This window comes from Rhodococcus sp. JCM 9793, from assembly GCF_055380405.1.
Map to the genome: position 1 here is coordinate 5,641,312 of NZ_AP043721.1, position 23,808 is coordinate 5,665,119.

Annotated in this window: 22 protein-coding genes and 1 pseudogene; 5 read left to right on the forward strand and 18 right to left on the reverse strand. The window is 64.0% G+C overall.

The annotated features are described in order from the left end of the window. Positions 1-9: 9 nt before the first annotated feature. The 6 genes from ACZ46K_RS28240 to ACZ46K_RS28265 form a co-directional block, all read right to left on the reverse strand. Positions 10-897, reverse strand: a complete 888-nt coding sequence (locus tag ACZ46K_RS28240; RefSeq protein WP_464746027.1) for an ATP-binding cassette domain-containing protein — start codon at positions 895-897, stop codon at positions 10-12. After that, entirely contained in the window at positions 890-1,912 is a 1,023-nt protein-coding gene (locus ACZ46K_RS28245; protein ID WP_464746029.1) for an ABC transporter ATP-binding protein, read from the reverse strand. The genes ACZ46K_RS28240 and ACZ46K_RS28245 overlap by 8 nt, the downstream gene beginning before the upstream one ends. Then, a complete protein-coding gene (locus ACZ46K_RS28250; RefSeq protein WP_054805454.1) occupies positions 1,909-2,799 on the reverse strand; it encodes an ABC transporter permease in 891 nt (296 codons plus the stop codon). The genes ACZ46K_RS28245 and ACZ46K_RS28250 overlap by 4 nt, the downstream gene beginning before the upstream one ends. After that, on the reverse strand, positions 2,796-3,731 hold the full coding sequence (locus tag ACZ46K_RS28255; protein ID WP_464746031.1) for an ABC transporter permease: 936 nt from the start codon (positions 3,729-3,731) through the stop codon (positions 2,796-2,798). The genes ACZ46K_RS28250 and ACZ46K_RS28255 overlap by 4 nt, the downstream gene beginning before the upstream one ends. A gap of 264 nt (positions 3,732-3,995) precedes the next feature. Beyond that, positions 3,996-4,427 (reverse strand): Zn-ribbon domain-containing OB-fold protein, encoded by a 432-nt coding sequence (locus tag ACZ46K_RS28260; protein ID WP_054805456.1) that lies wholly within the window; start codon positions 4,425-4,427, stop codon positions 3,996-3,998. Then, the gene (locus ACZ46K_RS28265) at positions 4,424-5,617 is read right to left on the reverse strand and encodes a thiolase C-terminal domain-containing protein (protein WP_054805457.1); all 1,194 of its coding nucleotides are present in this window, start codon (positions 5,615-5,617) and stop codon (positions 4,424-4,426) included. The genes ACZ46K_RS28260 and ACZ46K_RS28265 overlap by 4 nt, the downstream gene beginning before the upstream one ends. A gap of 248 nt (positions 5,618-5,865) precedes the next feature. Between ACZ46K_RS28265 and ACZ46K_RS28270 the strand changes: the two genes are divergently transcribed. After that, positions 5,866-6,666, forward strand: a complete 801-nt coding sequence (locus ACZ46K_RS28270) for a FadR/GntR family transcriptional regulator (protein ID WP_054809760.1) — start codon at positions 5,866-5,868, stop codon at positions 6,664-6,666. A gap of 58 nt (positions 6,667-6,724) precedes the next feature. On the opposite strand, the gene ACZ46K_RS28275 is transcribed toward ACZ46K_RS28270, so the two are convergent. Both ACZ46K_RS28275 and ACZ46K_RS28280 read right to left on the reverse strand, forming a co-directional pair. Continuing rightward, positions 6,725-7,468, reverse strand: a complete 744-nt coding sequence (locus ACZ46K_RS28275) for an enoyl-CoA hydratase/isomerase family protein (protein WP_464746034.1) — start codon at positions 7,466-7,468, stop codon at positions 6,725-6,727. Positions 7,469-7,569: 101 nt separating this feature from the next. Continuing rightward, on the reverse strand, positions 7,570-8,850 hold the full coding sequence (locus tag ACZ46K_RS28280) for an FAS1-like dehydratase domain-containing protein (protein WP_464746036.1): 1,281 nt from the start codon (positions 8,848-8,850) through the stop codon (positions 7,570-7,572). A 187-nt stretch (positions 8,851-9,037) separates the two neighbouring features. Here ACZ46K_RS28280 and ACZ46K_RS28285 point away from each other — a divergent pair, with 187 nt between their 5' ends. Next, positions 9,038-9,841: a FadR/GntR family transcriptional regulator gene (locus ACZ46K_RS28285; RefSeq protein ID WP_054805459.1), complete on the forward strand. Its 804-nt coding sequence runs from the start codon at positions 9,038-9,040 to the stop codon at positions 9,839-9,841. A 50-nt stretch (positions 9,842-9,891) separates the two neighbouring features. On the opposite strand, the gene ACZ46K_RS28290 is transcribed toward ACZ46K_RS28285, so the two are convergent. Both ACZ46K_RS28290 and ACZ46K_RS28295 read right to left on the reverse strand, forming a co-directional pair. Further along, positions 9,892-11,403 (reverse strand): class I adenylate-forming enzyme family protein, encoded by a 1,512-nt coding sequence (locus ACZ46K_RS28290; protein WP_464746038.1) that lies wholly within the window; start codon positions 11,401-11,403, stop codon positions 9,892-9,894. A gap of 41 nt (positions 11,404-11,444) precedes the next feature. Further along, positions 11,445-11,753 carry a hypothetical protein gene (locus ACZ46K_RS28295; protein WP_054805460.1) on the reverse strand — a complete coding sequence of 103 codons (309 nt, stop codon included), beginning with the start codon at positions 11,751-11,753 and terminating at the stop codon, positions 11,445-11,447. A gap of 223 nt (positions 11,754-11,976) precedes the next feature. Between ACZ46K_RS28295 and ACZ46K_RS28300 the strand changes: the two genes are divergently transcribed. After that, positions 11,977-12,735 carry an SDR family NAD(P)-dependent oxidoreductase gene (locus ACZ46K_RS28300; RefSeq protein WP_440123243.1) on the forward strand — a complete coding sequence of 253 codons (759 nt, stop codon included), beginning with the start codon at positions 11,977-11,979 and terminating at the stop codon, positions 12,733-12,735. Positions 12,736-12,778: 43 nt separating this feature from the next. Then, the gene (locus ACZ46K_RS28305) at positions 12,779-14,944 is read left to right on the forward strand and encodes an acyl-CoA dehydrogenase (RefSeq protein ID WP_464746040.1); all 2,166 of its coding nucleotides are present in this window, start codon (positions 12,779-12,781) and stop codon (positions 14,942-14,944) included. A gap of 78 nt (positions 14,945-15,022) precedes the next feature. Here ACZ46K_RS28305 and ACZ46K_RS28310 read toward each other — a convergent pair whose 3' ends face one another. The 8 genes and pseudogenes from ACZ46K_RS28310 to ACZ46K_RS28345 all read right to left on the reverse strand — a co-directional run bounded on the left by ACZ46K_RS28310 (position 15,023) and on the right by ACZ46K_RS28345 (position 22,830). Beyond that, the gene (locus tag ACZ46K_RS28310; RefSeq protein WP_464746042.1) at positions 15,023-15,688 is read right to left on the reverse strand and encodes a TetR/AcrR family transcriptional regulator; all 666 of its coding nucleotides are present in this window, start codon (positions 15,686-15,688) and stop codon (positions 15,023-15,025) included. A gap of 43 nt (positions 15,689-15,731) precedes the next feature. Then, entirely contained in the window at positions 15,732-16,712 is a 981-nt protein-coding gene (locus tag ACZ46K_RS28315) for an NADPH:quinone oxidoreductase family protein (protein ID WP_054809844.1), read from the reverse strand. 57 nt (positions 16,713-16,769) lie between these two features. After that, complete coding sequence (locus ACZ46K_RS28320) at positions 16,770-17,516, reverse strand: SDR family NAD(P)-dependent oxidoreductase (protein ID WP_054805638.1); 747 nt, start codon at positions 17,514-17,516, stop codon at positions 16,770-16,772. Continuing rightward, positions 17,513-18,817 (reverse strand): acyl-CoA dehydrogenase family protein, encoded by a 1,305-nt coding sequence (locus ACZ46K_RS28325; RefSeq protein WP_054809843.1) that lies wholly within the window; start codon positions 18,815-18,817, stop codon positions 17,513-17,515. The genes ACZ46K_RS28320 and ACZ46K_RS28325 overlap by 4 nt, the downstream gene beginning before the upstream one ends. Before the next feature lie 57 nt (positions 18,818-18,874). Then, the gene (locus ACZ46K_RS28330) at positions 18,875-19,900 is read right to left on the reverse strand and encodes a phosphotransferase family protein (RefSeq protein WP_464746044.1); all 1,026 of its coding nucleotides are present in this window, start codon (positions 19,898-19,900) and stop codon (positions 18,875-18,877) included. Between the two features lie 219 nt (positions 19,901-20,119). Continuing rightward, positions 20,120-21,277, reverse strand: a pseudogene (locus tag ACZ46K_RS28335) (acyl-CoA dehydrogenase family protein). 104 nt (positions 21,278-21,381) lie between these two features. Beyond that, entirely contained in the window at positions 21,382-21,777 is a 396-nt protein-coding gene (locus tag ACZ46K_RS28340) for a nuclear transport factor 2 family protein (protein ID WP_054805635.1), read from the reverse strand. Positions 21,778-21,804: 27 nt separating this feature from the next. Further along, positions 21,805-22,830 carry an aldo/keto reductase gene (locus ACZ46K_RS28345; protein ID WP_054805641.1) on the reverse strand — a complete coding sequence of 342 codons (1,026 nt, stop codon included), beginning with the start codon at positions 22,828-22,830 and terminating at the stop codon, positions 21,805-21,807. Between the two features lie 61 nt (positions 22,831-22,891). Between ACZ46K_RS28345 and ACZ46K_RS28350 the strand changes: the two genes are divergently transcribed. After that, positions 22,892-23,788: an acyl-CoA thioesterase gene (locus tag ACZ46K_RS28350; RefSeq protein WP_054809841.1), complete on the forward strand. Its 897-nt coding sequence runs from the start codon at positions 22,892-22,894 to the stop codon at positions 23,786-23,788. Positions 23,789-23,808 lie beyond the last annotated feature (20 nt).

Genomic DNA, 23,808 nt, shown 5'->3' on the forward strand with positions numbered 1-23,808 from the left:
CGGCGGACCCTATCCTGCGATTCGCGCGATGGGTGCGGGCCGGAACGTGCGCTGGCTCGGATGAGCAGCCGGGATGGCCGACAGCAGCGTTCGGGTGTACTCGTTCGCCGAGTCCGAGAACAATGCGGCCGCCTCGTCGCACTCGACGATCTCGCCCCGCTTCATGACCGCGATGCGATCGGCGATGACCCGCACCAGCGACATGTCGTGCGAAATGAACAGGTACGCAAGATTGCGTTCGGCCTGCAGTTCGCGCAGCAGATTGATGACATGCGATCGGATCGACATGTCCAACGCAGCTACGGGTTCGTCGCACACGACGACCTCCGGGTCGGTCACCAACGCCCTGGCAATGGCGACACGCTGAAGCTGTCCCCCCGACATTTCGTAGGGAAACCGCTCGAGGTGATGCGCTGTCAGACCGACGCGATCGAGCAACGCCGCGATACGCTTGTCGCGGTCCGACGAGCTGTACCCCCCTTGCGAGAGCATGGGCTCGGCGATCGAGTACTTGATCTGGGCACGGGGGTTCAGCGACTTGAACGGATCCTGGAAGATCATCGTCGCCCGGCCCCGGACCTTGCGCAGATCCGTGCGTCCCATCGCGGTGATGTCGTCGCCGAGCACCTTGATCGAACCCTTGTCGGGTTCGATCAGACGCAATGCCAGTCGCCCGACGGTCGACTTCCCGGCACCGGACTCGCCGACCAACGCGAGCGTCTCACCGCTGCGCACCTCGAGGTTCACACCTCGTACAGCGTCGACAGTCTCGGTCACGCGACCGAGCAGATTTCGTTTGGCCGGGTACGACTTCGTCAAGCCCTCGATAGCAAGAGCCACATCGCCGGCGTTCTTCCGAAGGTCGGCGTGTGCGCCGGCCGCGGTCGTGTCAGTCATAGAAAGCGTCCTCCAGCGAGATCTCGTCGGTGCGGACGCAACGCACGAGATGATCGGTTCCGATGGTCGACAACGGCATGAAGCCCTCGGTGCACTTGTCCTGGGCGTAGGGGCAGCGCGGCGCGAACCGGCACGAATCGACGAACTCGTGCGGAGGTGGCACACGGCCCGGGATCACGCCCATCTTCTCGGCATGCCGCACCGGATCGGGCATCGCGTGCAGAAGACCCGCGGTGTAGGGGTGGCGCGGATTGTCGAAAAGCTCGAGAATGGGGGCGTCCTCGACGATCCGGCCCGCGTACATCACCGCAGCCCGGTCGCATACTTCCGCAACGACACTCAGGTCGTGGGTGATGAGCAGGACACCGAGCCCGAGTTCGAGCTGCAGTTCGTGGATCAGTCCGAGCACCTGCCGCTGCACGGTCACGTCCAGGGCGGTGGTGGGCTCATCGGCGATCAGAACGTCCGGATCACACGACAGTGCCATCGCGAGCATCACGCGCTGGCACATACCCCCGCTGAATTGGTGAGGGTAGGCGTGCGCTCGCTTTGCCGGATCGGGGATGCCGACGCGGTCGAACAATTCGATTGCGCGCGCCCACGCGTCTTTCCGCGAGCACTTGCGGTGCCTGCGAACGGCCTCGGCAACCTGGTCGCCGACTGTGAAGGCAGGGTTGAGACTGCGCCGTGGCTCCTGGAAGATCATCGCGACCTCGGCACCACGAACGTCGTCGAGCTGTTTCTCCGACAGCGTGTTCAGATCGCGGTCGTTGACGACGATGGAACCGGAGATGCGTGCGTTACGTGCCAGCAGGTGCATGATTGCGAGCGAAGTGACCGTCTTGCCCGAGCCCGATTCACCGACCAATCCGACGGTTTCGCCCTTGCGGACGCTGAGTCCGACGTTGTCGACGATCCTCGTCCACCCATGATCAGGTGTCTTGAAGTCGACGCACAGGTCTTCTACCCGAAGGACGGTGTCCTGCTCGACTGCCTTCTCCGTGGTCATTGTCATGCCTTGCTCCCGCCTTGGCTGCCGACTGCATCCCGCAGGCTGTCACCGAACAGTGACAGCAGCAGAATCGAAACAACGATCATCACGCTGGAAGGAATGATGGTCCAGCCGTTGATCGCGAGATTGTCGAAACCTTCTTTGACCATCGAACCCCAACTCGCGGTCGGTGGTTGCACACCGAGGCCGAGGAAACTCAGGCCCGATTCCGCGACGATGGCGACGGATGCGCCGAAGGAGATCTGGATGAGCAACGGGGAAACGATATTCGGCGCCACATGGCGCGCCACGATCCTGATCGGGCCGGCGCCACCGGAACGGGCAGCTTCGACGTAGTCCTCACTGATGATCTCCCGCGTACTGACCCGGACCAACCGAAAGAACCGTGGGGCAAGCAGCACACCGATTGCAATCATCGCGTTCGTCAGGCTCGGCCCGAGAGCACCGACGATCGCGACCGCGAACAGCAGCGGAGGCAACGACATCAGCACGTCGGAGACTCGGCTGGTGAATGAGTCCAGGGCGCCGCCGAAGTAGCCGGCCATCAGACCCAGGCTCGCGCCCGCGACGATACCGATCCCCACCGCGAGCGCAGCTGCAGCAAGATCGACACCGGTGGCAATCATGAGCCGGCTCAGGATGTCACGGCCGACAGCGTCGGTGCCGAGCCAATACTCTGCACTGGGGCTTTCCAGCCGGTTCAACAGATCCTGGGCCGACGGATCCTTCGGCGTCCAGAACTGTGCCAGAGCACCGATGAACACGAAGAACAGCAGGCCGATGAGGCAGAACATGCCGAGACGGTCCTGCAGTAGCCTCTTCATCGTCCGGCCGGGCGTATACGAGAACAGCGCCTTGGCGCTTGACGCGTTCGTCACTGTGGTGGTCATTGGTTTCGAATCCTCGGGTTCAGGTAGCCGTACGAGATGTCGACGAGCAGGGTGACGAACAGGACGATCACGCCGCTGACGAGAACAACGCCCTGCATGGTTGGAATGTCACGGTTGATGACGGCGGTGACGCCGAGCTGACCGAAACCCTGGATGTTGAAGATCGCCTCGATGATGACGGCTGCACCGACTACGCGGCCGACATTGAGGCCGAGCATGGTGATGTAGGGAACCGACGCGTTCTTCGCCGCGTGCTTGCATACCAAGGCCATCTTGCTCAGTCCCTTGGCGCGTGCGGTACGGATGTAGTCCTGTTCGAGGGCTTCGATCATGGAGCCACGTGCCTGTCGCGTGAGTTCGGCGAGACTGATGGTGGCGATGGCGATCGCGGGGAGCGTGGCATACAGGAGCCACTCCCCCATGCCGTCACTCATCGGCGCATATCCGGTGGGCGGGAAGAACTGCAGGCCACCGAGGGCGAACCACTTCACGAGGATCGCGGCGAGCACGAACGGCGGGATGGCGAGCAGGAAAACCGAACTACCGGTCAGGAGCCGGTCGTACAGGCTGTCGCGCTTGACGGCGGCGATCATGCCGAGCGGAATGCTCAGGATGACAACCATGAGCATCGCGAACAAGCCGATGGACAAGGTCCTCGGAAGACGGCGGGCAATGACGTCGGTGACGGGCTCATTGGTGGCGAAGGACGTGCCGAGGTCTCCGTGCAGCGCATTCCATACGTAGGAGAGGTACTGCTGCCACACCGGCTGATCGAGCCCGAGTCGCTGGCGGACCGCTTCGATCGCTTCGGGTGAGGCATCGGCGCCGGCGATGATCGCGGCGGGGTCGCCCGGTGCGATTTCGACGAGAAGAAACACGATGACCGTCAGGATCAGAAGCATCGGCACGACCGTCAGTAGTCGTGATGCCATGAACCGCAACATGGAAAGTCCTTCGTTCGGCTGGTGCGCGGTGTGGGCGCATCACTCGGTTTCGAACCGAGCGGGAAAGTTGCGGCCGGGTGTGAGTACACGACCACGGCCTACACACATTGTGAAGTGCACCACTTAGGTTGTCAACACCACTTAGTTAACTAAGTTGTTGAATTCCGCGACTCGGCGCCATACGGAGGCGGCCTGTGCTGCGCACGCCGAAGCATCCGCAGCACAGGCCGCTACTGCTACCTGTTGTGGGATTCAGTCCTGCACGGGACGGAATACGGGCAGTTTCCATCCCTCGGTGATCGGCGAGAACCGCACCTCGACCTCCATACCGATCGCGACCTCGTCGGGGTCGATGTCGACGACGTTCGTGACCAGCCTGGCCGGGGCGGCGCCGTCGAGGTCGATCACCGCTCCGACGACGGTGATATCGGGCAGACCCGGGAAACCGTGCACGACAGCGAAGCTGTAGACCGTGCCGCGCCCGGACAGTTCCGGCCACTTCTTCTCCGTGGACTGGCATTCCGGGCAGAACGGCGTAGGCGGCATCCGGAAGTGCCCGCACTCGCCGCACTGGCACGCGACGAGACGCTCTTCCTTGGCGGCTTGCCAGAAAGGCTCGGTATGCGGATCGGTCGTGATCCTGACAGTGTCGCCGGGCAACGGCGTAGCTACGATGTCGCTCATGCCGCACGTCCCAGAATCATGCCGCTGACGGGCAGCGACGCTGGGCCGCCGGTCGCAAGCGCGAACTCGGCGTCCTTGACCTGGTTGATCGCAGTGCCTCGCATCTGCTCCACCGCCTCCATGATGTGTGTCATTCCGATGATGTAGGCCTCGGACAGCTGACCGCCGTGTGTATTCACCGGGATCGAACCACCGTCGTACCGGATGGCGCCGCTCTCGACGAATGCGCCGCCTTCGCCGCGCTCACAGAATCCGTAGTCCTCGAGCTGCATGAGCACCATGGGCGTGAAGTGATCGTAGAGCAGCGCGACGTCGATGTCCTTGGCGGACAGGCCGGACTGTTCGTACAGCCGCTTCGCGATCGGTGCGTTACCGGCCGAGGCGAAGTACTCATCGGGCATGCCGTACCACGCGAACGCACGACCCCATTCACGACGACCACCGTGCGCGACCGCCACGACCGGCACGGGCTTCTGACGGAGATCCTTCGCGCGCTCCGCGCTCGTCGTGATCACCGCGACCGCACCCTCGGTCTCGAGGCAGAAATCGTACAGGCACAACGGGTCTGCGATCATGCGGCCATTGAAGTAGTCCTCCTTCGTGAGGGGCTTCTTCTGGATCGCCTTGGGTCGAGTCAGGGCGTTCTGCCGCTCGGAGATGGCAATCTCGGCGAACGCATCACGCGTGGTGCCGTACAGGTGCATGTGACGACGCGCGAGCACCGACATCAGATGCCCGGGGCCGGCGAGTCCCGAGGGCTGCAGGAACGAGTTGGTCGGGTTCGGCGCCGACGCTGCGAACACCGTGCCCAGACGCTGCTGATCCTGCTGGAGCGCCATGACCGTGACCACCATTGTCGCGTCACCGGCGGTAATCGCGGCGCGAGCCAAGCCGATCGCCCCCGCAGAGCCGCCACCACCCGAGGTCAGTGATGCCGTGAAGGTGACCTCCGGAATACCGAGAGTCTCCATGAAGTCGGCGGTATCCATCTTCTGCCCGTACCCAGCGCCTGCGCCGGAGTAGTAGGCGAAACCGTCGATGTCCTTCACCGAGATTCCCGCGTCGTCGCACGCCGCGAGGATTGCCTTACCGGCAAGTTCGGTAATCGTCTGGGGCGCGGATCCTCCGCGCTTGTAATAGGGGGTGGCGCCGACACCGACAATGGCGACATCCCGCAGTCCGTTACTCAAGACAGCTTCTCCGTTCGATAATTCCGGTCGGCCGAGGAACCACTGGCGAACACCCGACGGTGCCCGCATGGAGCCCGTACCGGCTTCACGCACATGTCACGCTGAAATGCACAAATGACATGTATCACATAGTAAGCTATGAAAGGTCAGGACTCCAGCGTCAGTCGACATTCGACCCATCGTCCCTGCCTACATCGACTTGTCCGAGCGAGCCCACTGCGACTCCCTCACCCTTCCAGGAGGTAATCGTGGCCGAAGAATCGTTCGCACCGATTTTCGACTCGCTCGGCGCCACGTCGTCGCGACCGATTCGTACCCCGAAGACGGCCGAACTGGTGGCATTGAGATTGAGGCGCATGATCATCGACGGCGAACTGGCCGACGGCGACCGGCTACCGCACGAGGTCGAGCTCATGGAGCACTTCTCCGTGAGCAGACCGACACTGCGCGAGGCCGTTCGCGTACTCGAGGCCGAACGGCTCGTCGAAGTGCGACGCGGTTCTCGTTCCGGCGCACGGGTGTGCGTGCCCGGCCCGGAAATCGTGGCCCGACCGGCATCGCTACTCCTCGAACTGTCCGGCGCCACGGTCGCCGACGTGCTCGTCGTCCGGCAGGCAATCGAACCCCATGCCGCGCGCCTGCTGGCACTGACCGGGAGCGACACCGAATTCGACGAACTCGCGCGCATGATCGACGAAGATATTCCCGCGTCGTATCTCGCAAACAAGCTCTCCGCGGGAGCCGCAGCGTTTCACCTGCGCCTGGTGCAGCTGTGCGGCAACGCCACCCTCTCGCTGCTCGCCGGGATGATGCACGAGATCTTCGAACGGCACATGGAAGCTGTCACGGCACAGAAGAGCCTCGAGGACCGTGAAAAGTACGAGGCGAGTTATCAGCTGCTGGTCCGGTCATGCCGCCGCCTGATAAAGCTTCTGCGTGCCGGTGACGTCGACGCCACCTACGACCACTGGCAGCAGCATGTGACGGTCTCTCGGGGCTCGTTGCTCGTCGGTCATGAGTCCACTCAGGTCCGCGACATCCTGAACTGACATATGCAACCGGCCGCCATTGTCCTGCGAGGCGGCCGGTCACGTAAGCGCTGGGAATTCAGGATTTTCCGAGCAGCCGGTGCGTGAGTTCACGGAACTCGGACGAGCACAGCAGATGGCCCTGGCGCGCGCCCGCCTCGTCGAAATTCTCCTCGGCCGGCCAGGCCGCCTTCCGTGCGAGCGACGCATAGTCGCCGAGCACGCGGCGATCGATGTACGACAGCGCCTCGACACGGGCGAGCGCGGCCGACAGGGCGTCCGGCTCGCCGGGTTCCGCCAACCCAAGTTCCACCGCACGGTTCGCCGTGATCCGTTCCTGTTCCGCGAGCAACCGCCACAGCAGGTCCGGCGCGATGCGGTGCAGTAGTGCCACGCCTCCGGTCCCCGCGATCAGGCCGGCCCGGGCCCACCCCTGCATGAGAAATCCCTTGGGGCCGACGAACCGCATGTCGCACGCGAGCGCGAGGTCCATGCCCAGGCCGACGGCTGGGCCGTCCACGGCAGCAATCGTCGGGATCGGCGAGTCGCGCAGTGCACGCACCATTGCCTGCACACGGCGGTAGATGGTCTGGTGGATCTCCTCGGGCGTCAACGTCCTGCCCAGCTCCGCGAAATACGGCAGGTCGCCGCCCGCGGAGAAAGTCCCCTCCCCCGTCAGGACCAGCACTCTGGCATCCGGCTCGGATCCGGCAGCGGTGATGGCCTCGGACACGATGTCCGCGTCGTCCGCCGATAGGGCGTTGCGCTTGTCCGTCCAGCGCAATGTGACGATCACTGCGCCGTCACGGAGTTCGGTGGTCACCGGCATGGCATCCTCGTTCGTTTCAGTGTGGGTACCGAAATGGGAGAACCCGCCGGGTGGTGTGAAGGACGCATCCCGGCGGGTTCGATCAGGTGAAGCGATCAGGCCTGTGCGGCGCGGCGCTTTTCCGCACGGAGCTCGCCGCTGCGCTTGAGCATCTTCGCAGCGACCCGCTCGTACTCGACCGGTGCGGCCGGCAGGACAGCCAGGCCGGTTTCGCGGCTCGGAAGCGAGATGGTGGCGGTGGCAGGGCAGGTGACTTCACCACGCTGGCTTGTGCCGCGCAGTTCGACGTCGACGAGGTAGCGATCACCCTCGACGCGCTTGCCGACGACCTCACCGGTGAAGGCGTGAGTGTCGCCTTCGTAGTTGAACTTGCGCATCTGGCTGGACATGGACTCGACCCAGCCCTCGTCGCCGATCCAGTCGGTGAGGAAGTGCGAGAGCCAGCAATCGCGCATCATGCCGTAGTCATACGCGGCCGGCAGGCCGATCGAACGGGCATACTCGCTGTCCCAGTGGATGCGCTGAGCCACGTCCGGGACGCCCTGCTCGTTCGGGATGTAGAACGGGGCGATGCGCTGACGATTCTTGTATGCCAGACGGCTGGACGTCGGGGTGTACGGCGCGAAACCGTAACCACCGGAGTGGAATACAACCATGTCCGTGGTAGTCAGCGGGCCCTTCGCCATCGTGCCGAGGGTGTCACCGACCGCGATATCCTCGAAGTAACGGGTATTCGCGCCGCGAACCTGTTCCGCCGCGTAGATCTCGTCGATCTTCGCAATCTCGTCGGCAGTGTAGGAGGCGGGCTCGATCGCGTCGTACTTCTTGCGTTTCTTCGACTCGTGACGCTCGGTGTGGATGGTGATCACACGCTGGGTCTGAACGACCTCGGCGCGCTGGTTGAACTGCACATGGATGCGCGTGACGATCAACGAGCGGCCCGCGAACTCGGACTGCTTCTCTTCGACCTTCTCGAAGCCCTGGAACGAATACAGGGTGTCGCCGTCGTAGACCGGCCGGTACCAGTCGGTGGTGGTACCCGAGACGAACACGTGGATGCCACGGAACGACGGACGACGCTGGTCCTTCGGTACCGGATCCGCGAACAGATCCTTGGTGAGCGCGATGTTGATCATCGGAGGCGCAATCTGACCGCCCCAGCGTGTGTCGAGGCCGTACTCCTCATCGACGAACAGCGGATTGTCGTCACCGTAGCTGCGCGCAAAGTTGCGCATGATGTCCGGCGTTGCGCGCGTGTACTGCTCGCGCTGCGTCACGGCGTGATAAACACCGACGAGATCCTTTGCCTTCTGAACATCCTCCTCGCGGAAGGTGTAGATCTCGGGCTTTGCTTCCGTTGTCTCCGACGTGCTCATGGAGTACCTCCGTGGGTCGATGGGGGCGCCGTGACCGTGGCCGGCGCTTCGAAGCGGCTGAGTGGGCGGGCGCGGTTGTCCATCTCGCCGGTCCCCTCCCACAGTAAGTGTACTTAGTCATAGATGTAAAGCCATTTAGGTCGGATACTCGGACAATCTTCGAGGACGAGGACGTAATCTCTGGGTCATGAGCAATCGAGAAGCCGCGTCCCTCGGCGCAACGTCGGGGTCTGTGCGCATCCCGAAAACTGCCGAACTCGTCGCCGACCGCCTCCGCACCGAAATCGTGCGCGGTCAGCTGAAGGAAGGCGACACTCTCCCACCGGAAACCACGCTCATGGAAGAATTCGGGGTTTCCCGTCCCACGCTGCGAGAGGCATACCGGCTGCTCGAAGCCGAATCGCTCATTCAACTCAAGCGCGGTGCGCGTGGCGGAGCCGTCGTATCCGTCCCCGACATCTCCGTCGCGGCGCGGTATGTCGGCCTCATCTTGCAGATGAGCGGCACGACTCTCGACGAAATCCATACGGCTCGTATAATTTTCGAGCCTGCTTGTGCGCGGCTGTTCACCGAGCGTCGCACCGACAACGACCTCGATGACCTACGCGCGTGCATCGATCGGATGCGCGACGTCACCGAGGAAGACCTGAAATCGAACGGAGCGCCGGAAATGTGGGCCGAGCTCACCGGCAGTTTCCAATCCATCATCACTGAGCGGTGCGGCAACAACGCCCTCAGCGTCCAGGCCGGCGTGCTGCGCGACATCGTCAGGACGCATCAGAGGTCCGCCCTGGATCGTGGAAGCCGGCGCGAGGGCACGTGGCCGGCCTATCGCCGCAATCTCCGGTCGTACGAGAAGTTCGTCGGCATCGTCGCGATCGGCGACGGGGCGGCAGCCGAAGAACATTGGGCCGCGCACCTACGTTCGGTCGGGAAGATCTTGTTCGGTCGCGGCGCAGGCAGAACATCGATCGTCGAACTGTTCGGCTGAAATGCATCGGCCCGGCCGGCGTGAGCCGACCGGACCGATGCATGTGATCGTCATACCTTCGCGGACTGCTCCGGCTGGACGAGACGGTCCACCACGTGCCTGCGAACGAGCTTGCCGGTCTCGGTGCGGGGCAGTTCGTTCCAGTACACAATCCGTTCGGGGGTCTTACTGCTCCGCAGGGCATCTCGCACAAACGCACGCAGATCATCGCCATCGACGGAAACTCCGGGCCGGAGGACAACTGCCGCCTCGATGCGCTGGCCCCACTCCTCGTCAGGAACACCGACGACGGCAACGTCCAAAACGTCCGGATGCCGCAGGATTACGTCCTCGATTTCGGCAGGTGCAATGTTCTCGGCGCCCCGGATGATCGTGTCGTCCACACGACCGCCCACGAAGAGGAAACCTTCTTCGTCCACGTACCCCTTGTCGCGGGTATCGAAGAATCCGCGCTCGTCGACCATGCGGCCGATACCTGCGTATTCGGCGGACACCTGGTCTCCACGGACGCAGATGCGTCCCATCGCACCCGACTCGAGCACACTGTCGTCGAAGTCGCGGATCTCGAGGTCGATACCAGGCACCACTTGCCCGACAGAGCCGAGCCGCGCGCGGACCGACTCGTCGTCGCTCGCGAGCGCCGCCCGATGGTCGTCGGGCCCGAGAACGGCAATGGTGGAACTGGTTTCGGTCAGGCCATAGGCGTTGACAAATCCGGCGCCGGGCCACATCTGCAGGGCACGCTCGATGACCTTCGCGGGCATGGGAGCACCGCCGTACGCCAAGCCTCGAAGGCTCGGCACACTCTTGTCCGCATCGGACTCCACGATGCGCGCGAGCATCGTGGGCACGACGAGTGCGTTGGTGATCTCTTCACGGCGAACCGTGTCGAGCCACTGCTGCGGAGTGAACTGCTCGAGCACCATGGTGCGCCGCCCCGCGTAGAGGTTCGTGATCACGTTCGCGACCGCCGCGATGTGGTACGGCGGAACGCTGACGAGCGCTGCATCGGTCTCCTCGGCCGATGCGAACTCCACCGATCCGAACACATACGACGTGAGGTTCTCATGCCGAAGCAGGACGCCCTTCGGCGCCGAGGTGGTTCCCGAGGTGTAGATCACGACAGCAGGCGCGTCGGTGTCGACAGCATCGTCCTCATCGAGCTCGATGTTCGCCGAGGATGCGAGGCTCTGAAGCCATGCCTGAGGCGAGAAGACCTTCAGACCCGCCCGCTCGAGGGCGTCCGACTGCGCTTGGTCGGCAATGCCGAGTGCGCGCGGGTGGTTCGCGAGCAGACCGTCGAGCTGTTCGCGCCCCAGCCGGTAGTTGACCGGAACAAGTGGAACACCAGCGCGCGCTGCCGAGAACATGGCCACGGGAAACGCAGGGCCGTTGACGGCGAGATACACGACGGAGTCGGCCCCCGCTTCACGGATCGCGGCGGCACCGGCGACCGACAGCTCCTGCAGTCGTGCGGCCGAGATACCGAGGTCACGGCTTCCGACCACGGTACGGTCGCCGAAGCCGTCGACCGCCATGTCCAGCAACATCGTCAGATTCATTCGTCACTCCGCTCGAGGAATCGATTCACCGATACCTGATATCAGTCCGAGGAAGGCAGCGGCTTGGCCGCCTTGAGGGGCAACACGCGGCCGTCGACTTCGAGTCGGCCCGAGCCGGGCTTGGTGCACAGGATTTCGATTCCGGCCTCGTCGTCTGCATAGCGCTTGCCCAGTTCGGCGCCACCGACGTGCGTAGGATCGATCGACGAGCCGTCCCCCTGCCCCTTCTTGCCGACGACCATGTCGACTCCACCGCAGGTCAACGACACGTCCGCCTTGGGCGCGCGGACCACGATCACAGTTGTGGTGTCGACGGAACTGGCCAACGACTGACCGACCTTGAGAATCACGATTCCTCCATTTGAACAATTCTGCACTCGGGCCGTTCGGCGGCTCCGGCGATGTCACCTCGGTGACCGACCGCTACCGACATTGTCAGAGTAGCGTTCGTCACATAGTTTAGATAGTACTATAAGTGACCTAACATACGACCGAGTCGGTACGCGAAGATCCTGTGATCCCCCACCTTCACGTAACGACCCGGACCGGACATACCGAACACGAGGAGTCTGCATGAATATCAGCGGAAAGAAAGCCGTCGTCGTCGGAGGCGCCTCCGGAATGGGCAAGGCCACCGCGGAGGCGCTCGCCGCACAGGGCGCCCAGGTTGCGATCCTCGATCGTGAGGGCAGCAACGGCAAGGAGGTCGCCAGCGCGATCGGCGGCACGTTCTACCCGGCCGACATCACCGACTTCACCGGTGTCGAGGAGACGCTTGCTGCGGCCGTCACCGACCTCGGTGGCCTCCACGTCATCGTCACCACCGCGGGCGGCGGCACGGCCAAGAAGACCCTCGGTCGCGGCGGCCCGCACGACCTCGAGACATTCCGCCAGGTCGTCGACCTGAACCTGATCGCCACATTCAACCTCAACCGGCTCGCCGCAGCCCACATCGCGAACAACGAGCCAGAGGACGCCGAACGCGGCGTCATCATCAACACCTCGTCGATCGCAGCGTTCGAAGGCCAGATCGGGCAGGTCGCCTACTCCGCTGCAAAGGCCGGCATCGCCGGTATGGCCCTGACCATGGCCCGCGATCTCGGGCCGCAGGGCATCCGCGTGCTCGCCATCGCCCCGAGCCTGTTCGCCACCGGCGCCACCGCAGCCTTCACCGATGAGCAGGTCGCACCCCTCGTCGAGGACGCTGCATTCCCCAAGCGCATGGGCCGACCCGAAGAATATGCGAAACTCGCCCTCGCGATCGTCGACAACGCCATGCTCAACGGGCAGTGCCTGCGCCTCGATGCCGGTCAGCGGTTCGCTCCGCGCTGATCGAGACCAGCACTCGACGACCACTCACCTAGGAAGAGCCCTCATGCCACTCGCGATCACCGACGACCACCGCGACATCGCGGATGCGGTCCGGTCGTTCCTCACGGGCCACGATGCCGCGACGCTCGCGCGACGCGTACTCGACGACCCCAACACCGATGCAATCTCCTTTTGGAAGCAGCTCGCCGAACTCGGCTGGCTCGGTCTGCACCTTCCTTCGCGCTTCGGTGGCGAGGACGTAGGCCTGCCGGAAGTCGCGATCGTCGCCGAAGAACTCGGCCGACTGCTGGTTCCCGTCCCGTTCCTGGCATCCGTCGCGACCTCCGCGGCACTTGCCACCGCCGGAGACGACGACCAGCAGTCCCGGTGGCTGCCCGGTTTCGCCGACGGCTCGACTATTGCCGGACTCGGCATCGCCGGGTCGCTCGCTGTGTCCGGCACGGGCCCTTCCGACATCACGGTCTCCGGTGATGCCGGCCTCGTCGTGGGTGCCCTCAATGCAAGCGTGCTCGCGCTCGTCGTCGGTGACGACCTCGTGCTCGTCTCCCCCGACGACGCTGCCGTCACCGTCGTTCCGACTCCTGATTTCGAGCCGACGCTGAGTCTGGCGCACGTGCTTCTGGACAACGCGCCGACGCTGGCCGTCGTGAGTGGCGCCGCGAGCCACGTCCGTCACATCGCCCGGGCCCTCGCCACGGCCGAAGCGGCCGGCGGGGCTCGCGCGACGCTCGACGCCGCCCTCGACTACGCGAAAGTGCGCGAACAGTTCGGGCGTGCCATCGGCTCGTTCCAGGCGATCAAGCACCACCTCGCGAACATGCTCGCAACGAGTGAACTCGCGGTCGCGGTCGCGTGGGATGCCGCGCGTGCCGGAACGGAAGGCGAGCAGGCCGTCCTCGCGCTGGATGTCGCTCGCGCGCTCGCGTTCGATTCCTATGTGGCCAACGCAGAGAAGAGCATTCAGATCCACGGTGGCATCGGATTCACCTGGGAGCACCAATGCCATCTGTTCCTTCGCCGTGCACAGGCGCTGCGGGCACTGTTCGGTGAGCCCGTGGGCGCGCTCGATTCGATCGTAGCGTCGGGTGCCGCGGGGGTGCGCCGCCACTACGCGGTGGATCTGCCCCCCGAGGCCGGAGCTTTCCGTACCCAGGCCCAGCAGTTCGTACAGCAGTACGAGGCCGCATCGGAAGCCGATCGCCGCGCGCTGCTCGTGGACTCCGGCTATCTCATGCCGCACTGGTCGAAGCCTTACGGCCGTGCCGCGTCACCCGTCGAACAACTCGTCATCGACGAGGAGTTCGCGGGTATCGACCTTCCCAACCTGGGCATCGGCGCGTGGATCCTGCTCACCCTCACCCAGCACGGCAACGCCGAGCAGATCGAACGCTGGATCCGTCCGGGCCTGATGGGTGATCTCGTGTGGTGCCAGCTGTTCTCCGAGCCCGGCGCAGGTTCGGACGCCGCCGCGGTGTCGACGCGCGCCGTGAAGGTTGACGGCGGCTGGCGGATCACCGGGCAGAAGGTGTGGACGTCCAATGCGCAGAACTGCAACCGCGGACTGGCGACGGTCCGCACCAACCGCGACGTTCCGAAGCACAAGGGCATCACGGCTGTGGTCGTCGACCTGCACGCGCCCGGCGTGACGGTACGGCCGCTGCGCGAGATCACGGGTGACGCCGTCTTCAACGAGGTCTTCTTCGACGACGTGTTCGTTCCCGACGAGGACGTGGTGGGAGCGGTCGACAACGGATGGGCGGTCGCACGCGCAACACTCGGCAACGAACGCGTGTCCATCGGCGGCGGCAGCACAGGCGGTGACGAACGCTCGGCCTACATGCTGCTCGACGTCGCTGCGAAGTACGCAGCGGGTGATGTCACGACGACCCGCGCCGTTGCCGAGCTCGTCGCACGCGAGCAGGCGATGGATGTTCTCAATGTCCGGAACGTCGTGCGGGCCGTGGCGGGTGGAGAACCCGGCCCGGAGGGCAGTATCAGCAAGATGCTCGTCGCCGAGCATTCGCAGCACGTCGGCGAGCTGGCGCTGCGCATCGCGGGGCCCGCAGTGGTGGCCGGGGACGAGCCGCAACTCGCGTACAGCTACCTGATGTCGCGGGCCATGACGATCGCGGGCGGCACATCCGAGGTCAACCGCAATGTCATCGCCGAGCGGATACTGGGACTGCCGCGCGAACACATCGCGAACTAGATCGAGAGTTGTCGACACCGGGCGCCGGGACGGGTACAGCTACCTGATCCGGCGCCCGGAGCTCGAACAACTGGCCGGCTATGCCGGATGACTTCCGAGGCCGATGAGGCAGAAATGGAGAAGCGCGCGCCGGTCCTCGGGCGTCGGACGCCGACCGGAATCTATATAGTGCGTTGCAATCCCGGAGACGAGTGTGTTGACGAACAGCGCCTGCCGGTCGAGGTCTTCCATGCCGGCCTCCGTCAGGATGGACAGCAGCAGGGCACGAATACGCTCTTGGCCCATCGGCTCGATTTCGGTTTTCTCTCTGGCGATCTGGGCCACGTTCCACCGAATGACGGTACTCAGATCAGCCAGCTTCGGATCCTTGATCTGCGCGAGTACCCCGTCGATCCACGCTTCGAGTTTGTCCCGCCACGAAGACTTCTTACCCACCCGATGGCGTAGATAGCTGTAGACCGACAGCATGCCCTGCTCGTAGGTGGCGACGATGACGTCGTCGCGGCTGCGGAAGTGCCGGTAGAACGCCTGATTGGTGATTCCGGCCTCGTGGACGATCTCGCTGACCTTCGGCACCTCTGTGCACCCCTTGCGAAGCATCACCTCGGAAGTCGCCCGGATCAGGGCTCGGACCTCGGCGTCATACGCTTCTTGACGGGCTGGGTGGGCGGCGCGGCGTAGTTGGCGACCCCCGGAGATCACCAGGATGTCCGTGTCGAACGAATCGGCAGGAGATGAGGACACAGCCGACTTTCACCTCCATACGATGCAGAATGCGGTTCTGAGATTAGCACGCACCGTCGAGCGCGATAACAACCTTTCCGACCGCAGTCCGGTCGTTCAAGCTCGTCAGCGCTCTGGCGACGTCGTCCAGGCCGAACACCTGCGACACCAGTGGCGTCATCCCCTCCGACACGAGCGCCGCAAGGGCCTGCTGTGCACGCGCCGGTGCGTCGGGATGTCGTTGCGCTAGTGTGCGCAGCTCGACTCCTCGAATCGTAAGATCCTTCAACAGAACAAGATTCAACGGTATTCGTGGAATCTCGCCGGTCGCGTACCCCACTGTGACGAACGTGCCGCCAGGAGCCAATGCCCGCAGCGCCGGCTCCGCATACCTGCCGCCGACCGGATCGATCACCACCTGCGCGCCACCACCTGTGATCTCTTTGATGCGCGTCTTGAGATCTTCCGAATCATAGGAAACGCCGGCGTCCGCGCCGAGTGTCGACACCGCCGCCAGTCGCTCCTCCGATGATGCACAGGCAATCACCCTGGCGCCGAGCCTGCTCGCGACGTCGATCGCTGCCGTACCCACTCCCCCGGCGGCGCCCAACACAACCACCCAGTCGTCGGCGCGCATTCCACCGAAGGTCACCAAGGCGTGATAGGCCGTGGTGTACGCCACGCGGAACGCCGCCGCAGAAGCCCAGTCGAGACCGTCGGGTTTGGGAGCGAGCACACCTGCGGGAACACAGATCAGTTCCGCGAAAGCTCCGGTCATCGCCGAACCCATGACTGCGTCGCCCGGCGCGACCGACCGGACGTCCGCTCCCACCGACCGCACGACTCCGGCGAACTCGCTACCCGGAGTGAACGGCGTAGGAACGGACACCTGGTACTTGTCGGCGACGGTCAGGACGTCTGGAAAATTGACTGCCGCCGCGCGGATCTCGACCAGCACCTCACCCGGCTCGGGAATCGGATCCGGCACGTCGCGCACCGTCACCACATCCGGTGAGCCGTACCTGTCACATCGTGCTGCCCGCATGCGCTGCGCGTCTCCTGATAGCTCGAGATTGTCGGTGCACCGGTAATTCTCGGTGCGTCAGTACAGTCCACCATCCACACGCACGAATGACGATGTGGTGTAACTCGAAGCAGGACTCGCCAGATACAGAGCGGTGGTGACGATCTCCTCCGGGTTACCCGGCCGACCGACCGCACTGCGGGTGGAACGGCGTGATTCCTCGGGCCACACATCGGAAATATCGGTCAGGAACGGGCCCGCAGAGATCGTGTTGACCCTGACCTTGGGACCGAACTCACGCGCGAACACACCGGTCAGCGCATTCAGAGCCGCCTTCGCTCCGGCATAGGGGCCGAACTTCGGGGCGGGGAAGATCGCGCCGGACGACGACACATTGATGATCGAGCCGCCGTCGCCTTCTGCCATCCGCTCACCGATCTGGGCGCTGAGCCGGAACGGACCCTTGAAGTTCACGTCGACGACCTTGTCGAACAACATCTCGGTCGTCTCGGCCGACGACGGCGCCACCGGCGACATACCCGCGTTGTTGACGAGAATGTCGACCTTGCCGAAGGTCTCGTAGGCAGACTCGATCAGCGCATCGATGTCACTCCACTTTCCGACGTGGCACGCGACCGGCAGTGCCTTGCGTCCGAGCGCCTCGACTTCCTGCGCCACCTCGGTGCACGCGTCGATCTTGCGGCTGGTGATCACCACGTCCGCTCCGGCGCGCGCGAAGGCCAGGACCATTTGGCGCCCGAGGCCACGGCTGCCTCCGGTCACCAGGGCGACCTTGCCTGTGAGGTCGAACAAGTTGTCGGTCATGCGATTCCGTACTCCTCGAGAGTTGCGGCGTGCTTGGCCTTGGCGGCCGCGAGCCGGGTGGGGATATGCTCGGATGGGAACAGGGTGTCGACGGGTTCGTAGTCCTTCAGGACACCGCGGGCCACTGCGACCTTGTGCACCTCCGTCGGCCCGTCGGCCAGGCCGAGCGACAATGCACCCGACCACATGTCGTGCAGAGGCAGTTCGATAGTGACACCGAGCGAGCCGTGCACCTGGATCGCCCGATGAACGATGTCGTGATAGATCTTCGCCATCGCCACCTTGCACATCGCGATGTGCGTGCGGGCGGCACCGTGCGGCTGCGTATCGATGATCCACGCGGTCTTCAGAACGAGCAGCCGGAACTGCTCGAGTTCGATCGCGGAGTCCGCAATGAACTGTTGCATGAGCTGCTTCTTGGCGAGCAGTTCGCCCTGGGTGGTGCGTGAGAGAACGCGTTCGGCCATCATGTCGAAGGCGCGCTGGCATTTGCCGACGGTGCGCATCGCATGGTGCACTCGGCCGCCGCCGAGGCGGGCCTGCGCAACCTCGAATCCCTGTCCCGGGCCGCCGAGGATGGCATCTGCCGGGACACGCACGTCGTTGTACCGGATGTAGGCGTGGGTGCCCTCGTCGAGTTCCTCGCGATCACCCATCACGGCGACGTTGCGGATGATCTCGATACCGGGCGTCTCGGCGGGCACGACGAACATCGACATCCGTCGGTACGGCGAGGCATCGGAGTCGGTGACCGCCATGACGATCAGGAACGACGCGTACCGCGCGTTCGACGAGAACCACTTCTCACCGCTGATCACCCATTCGTCGCCGTCCTTGCGCGCCGAGCAAATGAACTCCTTGGGGTCTGCACCCGCCTGGGGTTCGGTCATCGAGAAAGTCGAGACGATGTCGCCATCCAGCAGCGGCTGCAGGTAGCGGGCCTTCTGCTCATCGGTGCCGAACATCGCAAGGATCTCGGCGTTTCCGGTGTCCGGTGCGGCAGTGCCGAAGACCGTCGGTGCCCACATCGAGCGCCCGAGGATCTCGTTCAGCAAGCCGAGCTTGAGCTGGCCGTATCCCTGGCCACCGAGCTCGGGTCCGAGGTGGCACGCCCACAGGCCCTGCGCTTTGACGCGTTCCTGCAGCGGCTTCAGGATCGCGCGTGCCGCCTTGTTCTCCGTGTTGTACGGCTGGCCGATGTGCGAAAAGAGCAGATCGAGCGGCTCGCATTCCTCACGGACGAAGGTCCCGACCCAGTCGAGCTTCTCCTGAAATTCCGGATCGGTCTGGAAATCCCACATAGTCGTTCCTTACGTGAAGTTCGTGGTGCGGTCTGGTGTGGCGTGCCGGTCCGGTTCTCAACCGCCGACGAGAGCGAGCGCCTCGCGGAGGAGCTCCGGCAGTGCCGGCTCCATCCGTGCGAAGGAGGGATTCATCGTGTTGTGCTTGCGCGCACGCTTGATCAGCAGCGCTGTCGCGGCAGCTTCCTTGTAACGCGTGAGAGCGTCGAACCATTCGAGATCGGGAATCTTCGCACCGAACGACTCTTCGTATTCCCTGACGACCTCGGCGATCGTCGGCGCGCCACAGGGCTCGTCGTTGGGGCGTGCCGGATGCCGGGCTTCATCGGTGAAATACGTCAGCCATGTCAGATCGATGCGGGGATCACCCACCGACCAGATTTCCCAGTCGATGATCGAGGTGACTCTCGTGCCGTCACAGAGTGTGTTCCCGAGACGGAAGTCTCCGTGATTCACGACGGGAGCCATCGGCTTCGGGATCGTCGCGTGCAGCGCCTTCGCGCATCTCTCGTAGTCGCCGCTCAGATCCTCGGGAACAGTCGTGAACGCCTTTGTCCATCGATCGATCTCGTCTTCGATCGTCACTACCGGTTCGTCGCCGAGACCCACCTCTGCAGGGATGACCCGGTGCAGATTGCCGAGCATGCGGGCGGCATCGAGGAACCGCATCCTCGTCTGCTCCTGAAGCGCGTCACCGCGCTCGTCGGCAAGGAGAGGCTCGACGCATTCTCCCGCCACGAACGCCATGGCCACGAACGGCGGTGCCTCTTTCGATTGTCCCGGGCCAGAAAAGTAGACCTCCGGCACCTTGACCCCGTGTGCACCGTGTAGTGCATTCATCAGGCGTCCCTGCCGCAACACATCGCGGTTGCGGACGGGTTCGAGCCCGGGAGGTGCGACCTTGAGGACCACCTGCTGCTCACCCGCAGCCGACGAGGCATCGGCGATGAAGGTGAGGCTCGAGGAACCGCCTGCCAGTGGACGTACGTCTGTGACAGTGAGGTTTTCACGCCATTCTTGTCCGGCACGCACGGCGCGCACGGCCAGGTCGGCACGAAAGTGTTCGTCGTCGATGAGCGTCACGTGATGGGACCCTTCCGCTGGGGACTTCCCTGCAAGATTCTGCTCGGGTGCACAATCAGATTGTCATTCTGAGAACAGTATTCTGACTTTTGTAGCTGCTGTCAACCTCGGCCCCCGACATGACGAAAGGGTGCCTGCTGGGCACAGTCCACAGCAATGACAAAGCAGGGAAGGGAGCTATCCCATTCCCTGCCATGTCCAGCGCATGCGCGTATGGGGTCAGGCCGGCCGCGCAGCGATGTCTCGGCCGATGATCTCCTTCATTACCTCGGTAGTGCCGCCGTAGAGTGTTTGGACACGGCTGTCGACGAACGCGCGTCCGATGGGGTACTCCATCATGAATCCGTAGCCGCCGTGCAATTGCACGCACCTGTCTACGACGCGTTTCTGCAGTTCACTGGCCCACCACTTGGCTTTCGCGGCATCGACGGCAGTCAGTTCGCCGGCATTGAGCGCGAGAACGCACCGGTCGATGTGCGATTGGGTCACCTCGATCTCGGTGAGCATCTCGGCGAGCACGAAGCGGGTGTTCTGGAGGTCTCCGACGGGCTTGCCGAACGCTTTGCGCTCGAACACGTACTCACGCGTCCACTCGTAGGCCGCGCGCGCTGCGGCGATCGCGGCGACAGCGATGGAGATGCGTTCGAGAGGAAGGTGTTCCATCAAATGGACGAACCCCTTGCCCTCAGTGCCGAGCAGGTTCGCATCAGGCACCCGCACATCCTCGAAGGAGAGTTCCGCGGTGTCCTGCGCCGCGAGACCGACCTTGTGCAACTTGCGCCCCGACTGAAGCCGGGCATGTCGCGCTCGACGACCAACAGAGAGAAACCACGGGAACCGGCGTCCGGATCGGTGCGGACCACGACGATCACCACGTCGGAATGGATACCGTTGGTGATGAACGTCTTCTGCCCATTTAGGACCCAGTGGTCGCCATCTCGGACCGCACTGGTCTTGATGCCTTGCAGATCCGAACCCGTGCCGGGTTCGGTCATGGCGATGGCGCCGATGAGGTCACCGGCAGCCATGCGTGGCAACCAACGCCGTTGCTGCTCATCCGTTCCCAAGTCGATGATGTACGGCAGTGCAACGTCGTCCTGCAGGCTTATTCCCGATCCGAAGGAGGTCGTGCCGGTGCGGGCGATCTCCTCGACGGGTGATACAGCGGAATCGGTAATCCGAGACGCCCGAACCACCGAACCTCTCCGGCACAGCCAGGCCGATGATGCCGGATTTCCCGGCCGCAAGCCAGGCGGAACGGTCGACCAGCCGGTCGTCCTCCCATCGTTCGTAGTGTGGCTCGACCTCGCGAGCCAGGAACTCGCGGACCGTGTGACGGTACGCTTCGTGATCGCCTTCGAAGAATGTGCGCTGCATGGGTGAACTTTCGAGAGGATGTGTGGATCGAATGACGGTGGAAGGGCAGGGCAGTGCGAGTCGCCCTTGTCCTACGTCGACGGCAGCGCGGGAACGCTATGCCGTCACGCGCTTCCCAACTGCCGGCCCATTGCACCGATGAGTGCCTGCAAACCTTTGTACGGGCGAGCCATGACGGTGAATTCGACGATACGGTCGTCGGCGTCCCACCGGACGATATCGACACCTTCGATCGTCAGGCCGTCGACGACGGCGCTGAACATCAGGACGGCGGAGCTATCGTCGTACCATTCGTGCCGGTAGTCGAGGCTGGGGCCGAGTACCTGGATCGCGGCCCACAGATAGGCGAAAGTGCGTTCGGCGCCTTCCTGGGGAGTATGGACCGCGGGCGATCTGAATACGACGCCGGGAGCAAGCAGAGCTCGCAGCGCATCGGGATCGGGCAGTTCCACGAGAGCGTGCCATGCGCGGATCGCGGTGGGCGCGTCCCGATGCTGCATACGGATCTCCTTCTGCTCGTTCGGACTTCAGCGGCGCCGCAATTTCTTGTGGCGAATCGACCGGGGTTCGAAGGCGAGGTCGCCTCGGGAGATGTTCGTGCCCGGCGAGACGATCTCGTCGATACGATCGAGGATGTCGTCGGACAGAACGATTTCTGCTGCGGGAAGCTGACTTTCGAGCTGGTCGAGGGTACGGGGACCGAGGATCACCGAACTTACCGCGGGATGTGCCATGGCGAACGCGATCGACAGACCGATGAGGTCCGTGCCGGCGTCGCGCGCAACCTTTTCGAGCTCGTCGACCGCTTCGAGCTTGCGTCGCGCGCCCGGCGAGTCCGTGCGCCACGCTCCGCGAGGAACACGGGCGAACCGGGAATCGGCGGCCGGGTCCTCATCGGATCGGTACTTTCCGGTCAACCATCCACCGTTCAGCGGGCTCCACACCAGAGTGCCCATGCCGTACCGTTCGCACGTCGGGAACACGTCACGCTCGGCACCACGCACGAATATCGAATACGGGGGCTGTTCGGTGCGCAGGGCAGTGAATCCACGGCGTTCCGCCGTCCACTGCGCCTCGACGACGGCTTCGGCCGGGAAGGTCGACGAGCCGATCATGCGCACTTTTCCGGACCGAACGAGATCCGAGAGTGCGGAAAGGGTTTCGTCGAGATCAGTGTTCTCGTCGAGTCTGTGGACCTGATAGAGATCGATGTGGTCGACCTTCAGCCGACGCAGGCTGTCCTCGCATGCCTGAACGATCCAGCGACGTGAAGCTCCACGACGATTACGATCGCGCCCCATCGGATTGTAGAATTTCGTGGCGAGTACGACGTCATCGCGGCGCCCAGCGATAGCCGCACCGATGATCTCCTCGGACTGCCCCTGCGAGTAGACGTCCGCGGTGTCGATCATGTTGATGCCGGCATCGAGCGCGCGGTGCACGATCCCGGTGCATTCGTCGACGTCCGTGTTTCCCATCGAGCCCAGCGACATGGCCCCCAGCGACAACGCGGATACCTGCACACCACTGCGGCCCAGATAGCGATAGTCCACGATCTCTCCTCCCAATGACAACACACCCATGCGCGGTACAACGTAGTTATACAATTTATCTATGTCTATAGCCGTCACCGCAGAATCCGTGGCCAACATTCCCCGACCGCCTGTGCGTCGCATCCTCACGCTCGAAAGCGTCGGCGACGACGTGTTCCGGGGCGAGTCGAACATCGCCGCGCCGCGGATCTACGGCGGCCAGGCGCTCGGGCAATCCTTGGCCGCAGCGGGTCTCACAGTCGACTCCGACCGGCAAGCTCACTCGCTGCACGGTCACTTCATACACCCCGGGCGCTCGGACATACCCGTGGAGTACCACGTCGAGCGACTACGCGACGGGGGTAGCTTCACCACGCGTCACGTACGCGCCGTACAGGGCGACCGCACGATCTTCGTTGCCACCGCGTCGTTCCAGCGTCCGGAAACAGGCCTCGAGCACCAGCAGCCGATGAGCGAGCCCGCGATACCGCCCGAGCAGCTTCCACAGTTCGAGGACAGCATGAGCACCCTGGAGCTGGGAGAAGCCGGCTGGCTCCTCCCGCTTCTGTCCAACATCGGGGTGGAGTTCCGCTTCCCCGAGGAGTATCCACGATTGGCGAATCGCCGAGGCGAGGTTCGCCCACCTCGGCAACGCGCGTGGGTTCGCACTCCTGAGCCACTCGGTGACGACGCACTGACCCAAGCCGCAGGCTTCGCGTACTGCTCAGATCTCTTTCTCTTGTCCGCGGCACTGCCTCCGCACGGCCGGCACATCGATTCACCCGGACTGCAACTGGCGAGCCTCGACCACACCGTCTGGTTCCACACTCCGTTCCGCGCCGACGAATGGCACTTGTACGAGCAAGAAGGATCGTGGATGGGCAGCGGTCGAGGACTGTCGCGTGGGCATCTCTTCGATCGGGAAGGCAACCTGGTGGCCAGCACAGCCCAGGAAGGACTGCTCCGCTTCCGAGCCTGAAACTCACCCCTTTCCCTGAA